The 13,252-nt window shown below is 71.9% G+C and carries 11 protein-coding genes; 5 read left to right on the top strand and 6 right to left on the bottom strand.

Annotated elements, in window-relative coordinates; genetic code table 11:
• Positions 1–7 precede the first annotated feature (7 nt).
• Genes KIS93_RS26860 through KIS93_RS26850 form a run of 3 tightly spaced genes read right to left on the bottom strand, consistent with a single transcriptional unit; the run spans position 8 to position 3,464 of the window.
• Positions 8–910, bottom strand: a complete 903-nt coding sequence (locus KIS93_RS26860) for a hypothetical protein (RefSeq protein ID WP_246005372.1) — start codon at positions 908–910, stop codon at positions 8–10.
• The gene (locus KIS93_RS26855; protein WP_080045079.1) at positions 907–2,172 is read right to left on the bottom strand and encodes a hypothetical protein; all 1,266 of its coding nucleotides are present in this window, start codon (positions 2,170–2,172) and stop codon (positions 907–909) included. The genes KIS93_RS26860 and KIS93_RS26855 overlap by 4 nt, the downstream gene beginning before the upstream one ends.
• The gene (locus tag KIS93_RS26850) at positions 2,169–3,464 is read right to left on the bottom strand and encodes a Wzz/FepE/Etk N-terminal domain-containing protein (protein ID WP_080045080.1); all 1,296 of its coding nucleotides are present in this window, start codon (positions 3,462–3,464) and stop codon (positions 2,169–2,171) included. The genes KIS93_RS26855 and KIS93_RS26850 overlap by 4 nt, the downstream gene beginning before the upstream one ends.
• A gap of 281 nt (positions 3,465–3,745) precedes the next feature.
• On the opposite strand from KIS93_RS26850, the gene KIS93_RS26845 reads away from it, so the two are divergent.
• Complete coding sequence (locus KIS93_RS26845; protein ID WP_080045081.1) at positions 3,746–4,774, top strand: glycoside hydrolase family 26 protein; 1,029 nt, start codon at positions 3,746–3,748, stop codon at positions 4,772–4,774.
• Here KIS93_RS26845 and KIS93_RS26840 read toward each other — a convergent pair.
• The 3 genes from KIS93_RS26840 to KIS93_RS26830 form a co-directional block, all read right to left on the bottom strand.
• Positions 4,719–5,600, bottom strand: coding sequence for a sulfite exporter TauE/SafE family protein (locus KIS93_RS26840; RefSeq protein ID WP_080045082.1), 882 nt, complete (start codon positions 5,598–5,600; stop codon positions 4,719–4,721). The two genes, KIS93_RS26845 and KIS93_RS26840, sit on opposite strands and share 56 nt — an antisense overlap.
• Positions 5,597–6,811 (bottom strand): adenylyl-sulfate kinase, encoded by a 1,215-nt coding sequence (gene cysC / locus KIS93_RS26835; protein WP_080045083.1) that lies wholly within the window; start codon positions 6,809–6,811, stop codon positions 5,597–5,599. Before cysC ends, KIS93_RS26840 begins: the two co-directional genes overlap by 4 nt.
• A gap of 109 nt (positions 6,812–6,920) precedes the next feature.
• The gene (locus KIS93_RS26830; RefSeq protein WP_080045084.1) at positions 6,921–7,640 is read right to left on the bottom strand and encodes a class I SAM-dependent methyltransferase; all 720 of its coding nucleotides are present in this window, start codon (positions 7,638–7,640) and stop codon (positions 6,921–6,923) included.
• A 62-nt stretch (positions 7,641–7,702) separates the two neighbouring features.
• On the opposite strand from KIS93_RS26830, the gene KIS93_RS26825 reads away from it, so the two are divergent.
• From KIS93_RS26825 to KIS93_RS26810, 4 genes are all read left to right on the top strand, one after another.
• Positions 7,703–8,065: a cupin domain-containing protein gene (locus KIS93_RS26825; protein ID WP_080045085.1), complete on the top strand. Its 363-nt coding sequence runs from the start codon at positions 7,703–7,705 to the stop codon at positions 8,063–8,065.
• 92 nt (positions 8,066–8,157) lie between these two features.
• Positions 8,158–11,646 carry a transcription-repair coupling factor gene (gene mfd, locus KIS93_RS26820; RefSeq protein WP_080047476.1) on the top strand — a complete coding sequence of 1,163 codons (3,489 nt, stop codon included), beginning with the start codon at positions 8,158–8,160 and terminating at the stop codon, positions 11,644–11,646.
• Positions 11,647–11,675: 29 nt separating this feature from the next.
• Positions 11,676–12,272, top strand: a complete 597-nt coding sequence (locus KIS93_RS26815; protein WP_186404456.1) for a SurA N-terminal domain-containing protein — start codon at positions 11,676–11,678, stop codon at positions 12,270–12,272.
• 4 nt (positions 12,273–12,276) lie between these two features.
• Positions 12,277–13,209, top strand: a complete 933-nt coding sequence (locus KIS93_RS26810) for a nucleoside triphosphate pyrophosphohydrolase (protein ID WP_080045087.1) — start codon at positions 12,277–12,279, stop codon at positions 13,207–13,209.
• Positions 13,210–13,252 lie beyond the last annotated feature (43 nt).

The raw sequence follows: 13,252 nt of genomic DNA, 5'->3' as shown, positions 1-13,252 counted from the left end.
CCTCACCTCAGCAGCTCCTCGTGTTCGACGGCCGGGTCGAGCCAGGTGTGCGGCGGGCCGAGCGGCGTGTGGCCGTCGGCGGCGTGCCGTTCGGCGAGCGCGGCGAGGTAGCGCAGCGCGGTGCGCCTGGCGGTGGCGGGCGGCAGGCCGAGGGGGCCAGCACCTTCGCGGCCCGCGTCACGCAGGCCCGCGCGGCGGCCGGGGGCGCCGCCCTGCGCAGGGTCCGATGGAAGAAGTGGTGGACGGCGTCGAAGCCGTAGGGGACGCCGATCTCGTACCGCTCCCAGTCCCACACGAGCAGTCGGCCGTCGCGGGAGCGGCACAGGTTCCAGGGGGCGAGGTCGCCGTGCCAGGCGGGGCGGTCGCCGCCCGTGGCGGCGATCTCCTTGACCGCCTCCACCAGCAGCGGGCCGGACACCGGGCGGCGCCGCGGCGGCGCGGGCACCGGCAGCGGCGACAGCGCCAGCACCGCGAGGCCCCGCCACTCGCCGTGGTGCAGTACCGCCGGGGCGGCGACCGTCCGCAGGGGCAGCCCGGCCAGCCGGCGCAGCGCCGCCGCCTCGGCGCCGATCAGCGCGCGGGCGCGGTCGGTGTCGCCGATCTTCACGTACGCGAGCCGCCGCCCGCCCGCGTGGGCCTCCAGGACGGGCTTGCGGTTGGCCCGGCGCGCCGGACGTACGTGGAGAACGGTCTCGACGGGACGCTGGAAGACCTCGCTGAGGTGCGCCGCGATCGACCCCTCGACCGGCACCTCGACCGGGGCGCCCGGATGCCACCAGCGGCGCGGCGCCAGCCTGCGGGGCAGCGCGGCGTGCGGCAGCAGCGTGTACGCCCGGGGCGCGCCCGTCCCCGGATACAGCAGCCGCACGGTCTCCGCGAGGTACCCGAGCCGTACGGTGGCATCCCTCATGAGTTCCTCCACAGGAGGGCGAACGAGACGAGGTAGAGGATGAGCGGCGTGACGAGGCCGTCGTAGACGAACATGTAGAGCAGCACGAGCCCCATCACGAGCACCCCGGCGAGCCCGACGGGGCTGCGGTCGCGCCAGTGGCGGCGGATCGCGCCGACGAAGAAGGCGACGTAGAGCGCGGCCCCGGTGAAGCCCTGCGTGATGATCAGCAGCCAGAGCTGCCCGTCGCTGCCCAGCGGCGGATGCCCGCAGGTGGCGCACCAGTCGGTCTTGCCGGTGGTGATCGTGCGGTGGTTGCCGGTGGCGTTGCGCGTGTTGCCGTACCCGATGACGGGGGAGTGCCCGGCGGCGGCGAGGGTGGCGCCGACGGTGAAGGCGCGGATGTCGTTGGAGTGCGGGTTGTCCAGGCGCTGGGCGAACAGGGTGGCCAGCGGGCTGAGCGTGAACGCCAGCGCCGCCGCCGCGAGCACGCCGCACAGCGCGGCTCTGGTGCGCCCGCCGACGCGGACGACCACGTACAGGACGGTCAGGCCGAGCCCGATCCACAGGCCGCGGTTGAGCGAGTACACGACGGGGATGGTGGCCAGCGCGAGCACCACGGCGACGAAGGCGCGGTGCCGTGCCCGTCCGTGCACCCACCAGCCGACCACGAACCAGACCAGCAGCACCGAGGCGTTGCTGCCCCAGGCGTTGGCCCACTCGTACGGCGCCTCGGGCCTGGGTGAGGCGAAGCCGAGCACCTTCTGCGTCTGCGCGGCGGTGGGGTGGATGAGGTTCTGGACGAACGCGTTGCCGCTGATCCACTCCGGCAGCGCCAGCTCCACCGGCGAGGTGAAGGCGAAGCCGGGCAGGAACACGCCGAGCAGGCCGCCCGCGACCGTGGTGACGAACAGGACGCCGAGCATGCGCACGAGGCGCAGCTGCGGCAGCTCCCGCTCGGTGAGGTTGCCCAGGTAGAGCACGGTGATCAGGACGGCGCAGTAGAGCGCCAGCCGCATGCCGTAGCCGAGCAGCCGGCCGGGCCCGAGCTCACCGTACGTGCCGGGCGGCGACTCGCCCAGCATCAGCCCGCTGACCAGGTATCCGGCCAGCAGCAGCAGCCACAGCCCGAACCCGCGCGGCACCCTGACCGGCCGGCGCCGCCACAGGATCACCGCCATGGGCACGGCCAGCACGATCACCGACAGCCCGCCGAACCCCAGCGCCCACCAGGCCGGATAGCCGACCAGCAGCGCCCCGATGGGCCACGCGGGCCCCCTCACGACTGCTTGCCAGGCCGCCGCGGGTGGTGGTGGAGCGCCTGCATGGGAGTGGTCTCCGCGGCGCCGCCCGGCTCCAGCTCGCCGGTGGCGACGAGCTTGCCGAGCGGCGTGTGCGTACGGGGCTCCAGGAGCGGCACGAACGACGGCACCGCGTCGGTGGCCGTGACGACGCCGATGATCGGCACGTCGTGCCGGGCGAGCTGGCGGCGCGCGGCCTCGACGTCGTGCGCGGTGACCAGGCCGAGGCCGATCAGCAGGACGGCCGCGTCGGCCCTGGCGAGGTCACGGACGTCGGAGCCGTCGAGCACGACCAGCGGCGCGCTGACGGCCAGCGGCTCGGCCAGCGACGAGGCGTACAGGTCGGCGGGCAGCGCGCGGACCAGCAGCCTCTTGCCGGGGCAGGCGGAGACGACGGCGCAGGCCAGCTCGTGCAGCACGCCGTGCTCGCGCGGGCTCGACAGGTCGCTGAGCACGGGCAGGCCGGTGAGGCGTTCGACGTCGGCGGCGGTGCGCAGGCGCCGGTCGAGCCGGTCGCGGGCGTAGGCGGCGGCCGAGCCGGTGAGCAGCCCGGCCATGAGCCCGGTGCCGAGGTGCAGCGGCAGGCTGGGGGAGCTGGGGGCGCTGGGCGGCGTGGCCTGGCTGATGACCGTGCCGGGGGTGACCGCGACGGTCCTGAGGGCGTCGTACTTGAGCGCCAGGCTGGCGGCCTGCCGGTTGAGCACGCCCTGCCGCTGGGCGGCGATCGCGTGCTCGGCGCTGCTCCTGGGCAGGCGGGCGAGCTGCTTGATGACCTGGTCGATGCCCGCGTTGACCTGCTTGAGCTTGCCGAGCACGGCCTGCTGTTGCTCGGCCATGGCGGTCAGCGCGCTCTGGCGGCGGTTGGTGAGGTACGCCTCGGCGTACGCGGCGGCCTGGGCGGCGGCGGTGGCGGGCTGGGCGGCCGTGACGGAGATCCACAGCACGGCGGAGTTCGGGGGGACGGTGACCTCGGCCGGCTCGATCGCGGTGACGCCGAGCGCGGCGGCGGCGCGCGCGGCGACCACGGACGACTGGGCGATCTGGGCCTCGGTGTCGAGGTTGAGCGATTCGCGCTGGCGGCTGGTCACCTGGTTGGGCTGGTCCTGCGGGCCGACCGGCATGACCAGCACCTGCGTCGTGGCGGTGTAGGCGGGCGGGGTCAGGCGCATCAGCGCCAGGCCCGCGGTGCCGCCGAACACGACGCAGCCGACGAGGAGCAGCCATCGCCGGCGTAGCAGCGAGAGGTGCTCGTCGAGGTCGGTGCCGGAGCTCATGTGCGCCCACTATAGGAGGGACGGTCAGCACCGATGTTGAATACTCAAGATTTTCTCCGGTAAGGCCATAAAGCAGCGCGCACATAAACGAAAAATCACGAAATTCGGACCGTCACCTCACCGCCACGAACTGGGGAGACTTCCACACTGGCTGAAGTTCCAGGAATGACATGGCAAGGTTCAGGGTGTGAGGGGCGGAAGTCGTTCGACGAGGGGGTTGGAAGGCTTTGCAGCTACGGAGCATTTCCCGCGAAAAACCGCTTAACACTGCAATTCTGGCCATGGTCGTGCTGCTGGCCGGCTGCTCCAGCGCCGAAGGTTCCGACGTCCGGCCGGTGCCGGTCCAGGCACCCGTGGCCAAGCAGGCCGGCGCGCCCGCCTGCACTGTGACCACCAAGCTGATCCCGTCCTGCGGCGCCTGGTGGGGCATGGCGCCCGAGGTGTTCACCGGCGGCTCGGTGGAGCAGGCGCTGCACGGGGCCGAGTCGCGCATGGGCGCGCCGGTCGACGTGCTGCACGTCTACCACCGGGGCAGCGAGCTGTTCCCCACCGGGGCGGAGGTGCGGCTGGCCCGCGACCCGGCCAGGCCCCGGCTGCTGATGGTCAACTGGAAGCCGTCGCTCGACCGTACGTGGGCGGAGATCGCGCAAGGGGCGCTCGACGCCCGGATCGACCGGCTGGCCGAGCACCTGAGACGCACCTTCCCCGAGCGGTTCTTCCTCACCCTGCACCACGAGCCGGAGAACGACGTCGATCCCTCCTCGGGGTCCGGCATGGGGGCCACCGACTACGCGGCCATGTTCCGGCACGTCGTGCTCAGGCTGCGGGAGAAGGGCGTCAGGAACGCCGTCGTCGTCATGACCTACATGGGCGCGCCCAACTGGGCGGCCACCTCCTGGTTCGAGGACCTCTACCCCGGTGACGACGTGGTCGACTGGGTGGCGATGGACCCGTACGCCGACGACCGGGTGCACGACTTCGACGGGCTCGTCAACAAGACGCGCAAGGAGTATCCCGGCTGGCCGGGGTTCTACCGGTGGATGCAGGCGCGCTTCCCCGGCAAGCCGGTGATGGTGGCCGAGTGGGGCGTGTTCGAGCGGCCGAAGGACCGCGCGTTCAAGCGGCGCTTCTTCGAGTCGGTGCGCGGGCAGATCAGGCGTTACCCGCAGATCAAGGCGCTGCTCTACTTCGACTCGCCGCAGGCGCCGCGCGGCGACACGAGCTTCGACTCCGACCCGGGGGCGGGCCGGGCGTTCAGCGAGCTGGCTCGAGATCGGTACTTTCGCTCGACGCCCGTGCCGCGGCCCTAGCCCGCACACGCCAGCCCACGATGGTGACGGCGGTGGCGGCGAGCAGGGCCCAGACGGTGAGCGTGTTGCTCACGTCGAGCAGCTTGAGGGCGGAGGCGAGCAGGACGATCGCCAGCATGGCCCTGATGAGGCCGCCCGGGGCGCGGGAGGAGATCCTGGCGCCGAGGTAGACGCCCGGGATCGAGCCGATGAGCAGCGACAGCGTGAGGTCCATCTGGAAGTCGCCGAACAGGAGATGGCCGAGCGCGGCGGCGGCGACCAGGGGCACGGCCTGCACCAGGTCGGTGCCGACGAGTTGGTTGGCCTTGAGCGCCGGGTAGAGCACGAGCAGCGCCACGATGATCAGGGATCCGGAGCCGACGGAGGAGACGCCGACGACCAGGCCGCCGACCGTACCGACCAGTAGGGTAGGGATTGGGCGCACGACGATGTCGCGGGCGCTCGACGTGCCGCCCCGCCCGCCGAGCCAGCTCTTCAGCGCCATGCCCGCCACGGCCAGCAGCAGCGCGACGCCGAGCGCGTACTTGACCGCGTCGCTCACCGCGAACGCCCTGGCCAGGAACACCCCGCAGAACGCCGCCGGCACCGAGCCCGCGCACAGCCAGCCGACCAGGCGCAGGTTCACCGTGCCGCGGCGCAGGTGCACGACGCTGCCCACCGGCTTCATCACCGCCGAGGCCACCAGGTCGCTGGAGACCGCCGCCAGCGGCGGGACGTTGAAGAACAACATCATCATCGGGGTCATCAGCGCGCCGCCGCCCATCCCGGTCAGCCCGACCACGATGGCGACGACGAACGACCCGGCGATCAGCGCCCAGTCGATCAACGGACCCAGCCTCCGCTCCGCAGCGTGTCCAGCACCCTGGACACGGCCGCCTCGATCGAGATGTGCGTGGTGTCGATGGTCAGGTCGGCGTCGTCCGGCTCCTCGTAGGGGTCGGAGATGCCGGTGAACTCGGGGATCAGGCCGGCGCGGGCCTTGGCGTACAGGCCCTTGCGGTCGCGCCGCTCGCACTCCGCAAGCGGCGTGGCGACGTGCACGAGCAGGAAGTCGGCCCCGACGGATTCGACCATCTCGCGCACCTCCTCGCGGGTGGCCGCGTAGGGCGCGATCGGGGCGCAGATGGCCAGGCCGCCGTGCCGGGCCGCCTCGGCGGCGACGAAGCCGATGCGGCGGATGTTCAGGTCGCGGTCCTGCTTGGAGAACGTCAGGCCCTTGGACAGCAGGTGGCGCACCACGTCGCCGTCGAGGTAGGTCACCGTGCGGCTGCCCAGCTCCAGCAGCGCGTCACGCAGGCCGCGCGCGATCGTGGACTTGCCGGAGCCCGACAGGCCGGTGAAGAACACCACCAGGCCGCGCCGGTGCGGCGGGCCGGGGATGTGCACCGGGTCGGGGCCCGCCAGGTGCTCGGTGGCGCCGTAGGCGGTGGCGACGTGCTCGCGCAGCTCCAGGTCGAGCTCGGGCTCCGCGCGCGGCGCCAGGGGCACCGGGACGACGAGCGTGCCCGGGGGCAGCTGCTCCTTGGCGCGCAGCGCGGCGCGGACGACCGCGGGGCCCGCCTCGCCGTACGCGAGGGGGAGCAGCAGGATCGTCGCGTCCAGCTCCTTGGCGGTGGCGACGACCTCGCCGAGGTCGTCGAGCGGGCCGCGCATGGTGACGGCCAGTGCGGGGCGCCCGCCGAGCTCTTCGGAGACCTGGGCGGGGGTACGCCGCAGCCGCGCGAACGGGCCGTGCTCGGGAGTGCTCAGCGCCTTGAGCGGCCCGGCGGTGAGGCCGTCGGGCTCGTGCGCCGTCACGGTCAGGACGGCCAGCGGCAGGCCCTCTGGGTCGAGCAGGGTGACCTCGTCGCCCGGCTCGACGTCGGCGCCGATGTGCAGCGTGACGGGGGCGGGCCAGGGAGTGCCGTCGGCCAGGGTGCCGCGCTCGTGCACGGCGTGCAGGTCGTCGTGGCCGAGGAACCCCGTCAGTGGCTCGAACGCGCCGTTGAGCAGCAGTTCGAGGTCGGCCAGCTCGCGCGGGTCGGGGGTCCACTCCACGTTGTCTGCATCCCAACTATTCCGATTGAATTGGTAGGAAAGGAGTCTACCGGCTGATACCAGTGTGTCGCCAGACCCCTTTCCGTGGTCAGTGGGGCCCCGGCGCGCCTCAGAGCAGCCGCGCGAAGTGGTGCTGCGGCTTCCTGATCACCATCGTGATCTCGTCGTGCGAGGACGGGAAACGCCCGCTGGTCAGCTTCGACGTCAGCGTGATGGCCGCCGCGCCGATGCGGCGCGACCGGGCGGGCCCGCTCAGGTTGCGCTCCTCGTCGGTGATCATCAGGCCGCGGCTGAGACAGAACGCGTACATGCCGTCGCTGGAGGCCAGCGGCTCGTACACGGCGGGCAGCGGCCCCGGCGTGCCGGGACGGACCAGGCCGCGCCACAGCAGCCGGCGCAGCCACGACGGCGTGAGCCGGTCGAGCAGCCCGTACGCCGAGCGCCGGTCACGCATCCGCAGCAGCACCAGCCCCCCGGGCCGCAGCGACTGCAGCAGCCGGTCGAGGACCAGCTCGGCGTGCCGCACCCGCTCCAGCAGGAACGACAGCTGGATGATGTCGAACCCGCGCGGCGGCAGCGGCACCGAGCGCAGGTCACCGAGCTGCCAGGCGACGAGGTCGGCCCGCTCCGCCAGCACCCGCCTGATCGCCGGATGGTCCTCGTCGGCCCCCGTCACTCTCGTCTCGACGTGGTCGAGCGCCAGCGGCTCGTCGTGGGCGCACCCGGCGACCAGCACGTCGAGCCGCCTCGTCGGTTGCCCGGCAACATGCTCGCGGACCCGCTGACCGAAGAGGTCGCCTCGCTGGGCGACCGATCGCACCTCAGACATGTGACCTACAGTAATCAACCTCTTCCCCTTCGTAATGCATTTCCCTGCTAGCGTCCCTGCCCGTGAGCGATGGGGTCTATGTGGGCAACGCGGGCGTGGACGCGGCGGGCGACCGGGGGTGGCTGCTCGGTCACTTCAAACCCCCGGGCGACCCAAGACACAGCGAGGACGTCGAGATCAAGTGGGGCGTGCACCCGCCGGGCGACGAGCGCGCCGAGTGGGTCAAGGGGGAGGCGCGCACCGCGCTGCTCGTGCTGATCAGCGGCCGGTTCCGGGTGGAGCTGCCCGGGCGCAGCGTGCTGCTGTCCGAGCCGGGCGACTACGTGGTGTGGGGCAAGGGCGTCGACCATTCGTGGCGGGCGGAGGAGGCGTCCACGGTGCTGACCGTGCGCTGGCCTTCCGTGCCTGGTTATCGAGTTGGTTGAGCCGCGGCGGCGAGTAGGCTTGGGAGGGACCCCCGCGACCTGACACGGCCGGGGGTAGTCGTGTTGCCGTCGTGGGGCTGTGGGCGTATCTGATGAGTCTTTCCGGGCTACTTGACCTTGTTCGCGCCGACCCGAAGCTGACCGCCGCTCTCGAAGAGGGCGGCGACGTCTCGCTGATCGCGCCGTCCGCGCTGCGCCCGTTCGGCGTGGCCGCGCTGGCCGCGCACGACCAGCGCACCGTGCTGGCCGTCACCGCCACGGGGCGGGAGGCGGAAGACCTCGCCGCCGCGCTGACCAGCCTGATCGAGCCGAGCTCCGTGGCCGTGTTCCCGGCCTGGGAGACGCTGCCGCACGAGCGGCTCTCGCCGCGCAGCGACACCGTGGGCCAGCGGCTGGCCGTGCTGCGCCGGCTGGCGCACCCGATCAAGGGCGACGCCGCCGCCGGGCCGCTCAGCGTGATCGTGGCGCCCGTGCGCGCCCTGTTGCAGCCCATCGTGAAGGGCCTCGGCGACCTGGAGCCCATCCGGCTCAGGGCCGGCGACGACGCCGACCTCGACGACGTCGTGCGCAACCTGGTCGACAACGGCTACCACCGGGTCGACATGGTGGAGAAGCGCGGCGAGGTGGCCGTGCGCGGCGGCCTGCTCGACGTGTTCCCGCCCACCGAGGAGCACCCGCTGCGGCTGGAGTTCTGGGGCGACACCGTCGAGGAGATCCGCTGGTTCAAGGTGGCCGACCAGCGCTCGCTGGAGTCGGCAGAAGACGGGCTGTTCGCGCCGCCGTGCCGGGAGCTGCTGCTGACCGCCGAGGTGCGTCAGCGGGCCCGCGCGCTGGCCGAGGAGCACCCGGCACTGGCCGAAGTGCTCGACCAGCTCGCCGAGGGCACGCCGGTCGAGGGCATGGAGGCGTTCGCGCCCGTGCTGGCCGGCGAGATGGACCTGCTGCTCGACCACCTGCCGATCAGGTCCGCGGTGTTCGTGTGCGACCCCGAGCGGATCAGGGGGCGGGCAGAAGAGCTGGTCCGCACCTCGCAGGAGTTCCTCGAAGCGTCCTGGATCAACGCGGCGGCCGGCGGCGAGGCGCCGATCGACCTGGGCGCGGCCGCGTTCCGCACGCTGGAGGAGATCCGCGAGCACGCCGACGCGCTCGGCCAGCCCTGGTGGACGATGGCGCCGTTCGGCGCCGGCGTCGAGCTCGACGCGCAAGACTCCGAGTCCTACCGCGGCGACACCGCCAAGGCGCTGGCCGACATCAAGGGCTGGCTCGCCGACGAGAAGGCCGTCGTGCTGCTCAGCGAGGGCCACGGCCCCGCCGAGCGCATGGTCGAGGTGCTCAAGAGCGTCGACGTGCCCGCGCGGCTCACCCAGTACGTCGACAAGGCCCCCGAGCCCAAGGTCGTGCACGTCTCCACCGGCCTGATCGAGCACGGCTTCATCACGCCCGGCCTGGCCGTGCTCACCCACCTCGACCTCGTCGGCCAGAAGGCCTCCACCAAGGACATGCGGCGCCTGCCCTCCCGCCGCCGCAACATGGTGGACCCGCTGCAGCTCAAGGTCGGCGACCACGTCGTGCACGAGCAGCACGGCGTCGGCCGCTACATCGAGATGGTGCAGCGCACCGTCCAGGGCGCCACCCGCGAATACCTCGTCATCGAGTACGCCAAGGGCGACCGCCTCTACGTCCCCACCGACCAGCTCGACGAGGTCACCCGCTACGTCGGCGGCGAGGCGCCCACGCTCAACCGCATGGGCGGCGCCGACTGGGCCAAGGCCAAGTCCCGCGCCAAGAAGGCGGTCAAGGAGATCGCCGGCGAGCTGATCAGGCTCTACTCCGCCCGTATGGCCTCGCCCGGCCACGCCTTCAGCCCCGACACGCCGTGGCAGCGGGAGATGGAGGACGCCTTCCCGTACGCCGAGACCGGCGACCAGCTCGAAGCCATCGACGAGGTCAAGCGCGACATGGAGCGCGGCGTCCCGATGGACCGCCTCATCTGCGGCGACGTCGGCTACGGCAAGACCGAGATCGCGGTGCGGGCGGCCTTCAAGGCCGTCCAGGACGGCAAGCAGGTCGCGGTGCTGGTGCCCACGACGCTGCTGGTGCAGCAGCACATGTCCACCTTCGCCGAGCGCTTCTCCAGCTTCCCCGTCACGATCAAGCCGGTCTCGCGCTTCCAGACCGACGGCGAGATCAAGGGCACGCTCGAAGGGCTGCGCTCCGGCGCCGTGGACGTCGTGATCGGCACCCACCGGCTGCTCAGCCCCGAGGTCAGGTTCAAGGACCTCGGGCTGATCATCATCGACGAGGAGCAGCGGTTCGGCGTCGAGCACAAGGAGGCCATGAAGCACCTGCGTACCCAGGTCGACGTGCTGGCCATGTCCGCCACGCCGATCCCGCGCACGCTGGAGATGGGCCTGACCGGCATCCGCGAGATGTCCACGATCCTCACCCCGCCGGAGGAACGGCATCCGATCCTCACGTTCGTGGGGCCGTACGAGGAGAAGCAGATCGCGGCGGCGATCAGGCGCGAGCTGATGCGCGACGGGCAGATCTTCTTCGTCCACAACCGGGTGGCCTCGATCAACAAGGTCGCCGCCCGGCTGCGCGAGCTGGTGCCGGAGGCGCGCATCGCGGTCGCCCACGGGCAGATGAACGAGCACCAGCTCGAAAAGATCATGGTGGGGTTCTGGGAGCGCGAGTACGACCTGCTCGTCTCCACCACGATCGTCGAGTCCGGGCTCGACGTGCCCAACGCCAACACGCTGATCGTCGACCGGGCCGACAACTACGGACTGTCGCAGCTCCACCAGCTCCGGGGGCGCGTCGGGCGAGGCAGGGAGCGCGGGTACGCGTACTTCCTCTACCCGCCGGAGAAGCCGCTCACCGAGACCGCGCACGAGCGGCTGGCCACCATCTCCCAGCACACCGAGATGGGCGCCGGCATGTACGTCGCGATGAAGGACCTGGAGATCCGCGGCGCCGGCAACGTGCTCGGCGCCGAGCAGTCCGGCTTCATCGCCGGCGTCGGCTTCGACCTGTACGTCCGGCTCATGGCCGAGGCCGTGCAGGAGCAGAAGGCCAAGCTGTCGGGCGCCGAGGTGCAGGAGGAGCAGCACGACGTCAAGGTCGAGCTGCCCATCAACGCGCACATCCCGCACGACTACGTGACCTCCGAGCGGCTGCGGCTGGAGGCGTACAAGCGCATCGCGGCCATCGCCTCCGAGACCGACATCGACGAGGTCCGCGACGAGCTGACCGACCGCTACGGCAAGCCGCCCGTGGAGGTCGAGAACCTCCTGGAGGTCGCCAGGTTCCGGATCAAGGCGCGCGCGGCCGGGCTCACCGACGTCACGCTGCAGGGCCAGAACATCAAGTTCGGCCCCGCCAGGCTCAGGGAGTCGCAGCAGGTCCGCCTCGACCGCCTCTACAAGAAGGCCATCTACAAGCAGGCCGCCGAGACCCTCCTGGTGCCGATCCCCAAGACGAAGCCGCTCGGCGGGCAGCCGCTGCGCGACCTCGACCTGCTCAAATGGTGCGGTGACCTGGTCGAGGCGATGTTCCTCGAGCCCGCGCGGGTAAGCTAGCGGCGATTTCTGGTCGGAAAGGGACGTACGTGAAGTCGATACGAGTGGCCGTGGCCGCCGCTGCGGTGGTCGCGGCAATGACCGCCTGCTCCTCTCCCATGCAGGCCGGGGCCGCGGCCGTGGTCGGGAACGAGCGCATCTCCATGAGCAAGCTCAACGCTGACACACAGGCCTATCTGGCGGCGCTGAAGAAGGCGCAGCTCGACGAGTCGGCACTCGGCGTGCCGGCCAACCAGGCCGTGCTGCAGCGACTGGTCAACGTGAGCGTGTCCAACCAGCTCCTCGACCGGCACAACGTGCAGGTCACCGAGACCGAGATCGACAACGCTCTCAAGGACCCGGGCCAGTTCCAGTCGCCCGAGATCAACCTCCTGGCCAACGGCGTCGCCCCGTCCGACGCCCGCGCCTACGCCCGCGCCATGGTGGGCCTGACCAAGCTGCAGCAGCAGTTCGGCGGCCAGGCCGGGCAGGAGAAGCTGATCCAGGAGTTCAGCTCCATCAAGCCGATCTTCAACCCGCGCTTCGGCCAGCTCAACGGGCAGCGCTCCCAGGAGAACCCCGCGCTGTTCGTCGACACCGGCCGGTTCGGCAAGCTCACCCTCCAGGCGCAGCCGGCCCAGGGCTGACCCCGTGCCGCTGATCGTCGTCACCACCTCGCCCAGGGTCGCGCCCGGCCTGCTGAGCCACCAGGCCTGGCAGGCCCTGCGCTCCGGGCCCGTCCTCACCGCGTCCGGCGCCCACCCGCAGCTGCCCTACCTGGCCGAGGCCGGGATCGACGTCGAGGTCACCGAGCCCGACCCGCGGGCGCTGGCCGTGCGCGCGGCCGGCGAGACCGTCGTGTGGCTGGCCGAGCAGCAGGACGGCGAGGACTTCATGCGCGCCGTCGGGCACGCCGCCGTCGCGCTCGACGAGCCGCCGACGATCGAGGTCGTGCCCGGGTCGTACGACCTGCCGGGGGCGCGGGTGCTCGACCTCGTGGCGGTGATGGACCGGCTGCGCACCGAATGCCCTTGGGACCGTAAGCAGACGCACGAGTCGCTGGTGCCGTACCTGCTCGAAGAGGCCTACGAGGTGCTCGAGACGATCGAGCAGGGCGACTACCCCGCCCTCCGCGAGGAGCTGGGCGACCTGCTGCTGCAGGTCGTCTTCCACGCGCGGGTGGCCGAGGGCTTCGACATGGACGACGTGGCCGCCGGGATCGTCGAGAAGCTGGTCCGCCGCCACCCGCACGTGTTCGGCTCCGTACGCGCCGAGAGCGCCGACGAGGTCAACGACAACTGGGAAGCGATCAAGGCGGCCGAGCGGGCGGCCAAGGGCCGCGAGTCCGTGCTCGACGGGGTGCCCATGGGGCAGCCCGCGCTGTCGCTGGCCGCGCAGCTCATGCGCAGGGCCGAGCGGGCCGGGGCGCCCGAGTCGCTGGCGGCCGCGATCGGGCAGGGCGTGGCGCGGGAGCTGTTCGACCTGGTACGCCGGGCCGCCGAGGCCGGGCTCGACGCCGAGGCCGAGCTGCGGGCCGCGGCACGGGCGTACCGGGACCGGGTGCGGGCGTGGGAATCGTCCTGAGTTTGGCGCGATAAGTCGGGAAATGTCAGGATCCCCTGGGGGC

Origin of the sequence: [Actinomadura] parvosata subsp. kistnae, from assembly GCF_900323885.1 — a bacterium.
Classification (GTDB): Bacteria; Actinomycetota; Actinomycetes; order Streptosporangiales; family Streptosporangiaceae; genus Nonomuraea; species Nonomuraea composti.
This window is presented reverse-complemented; position numbering and strand designations above follow the sequence as displayed.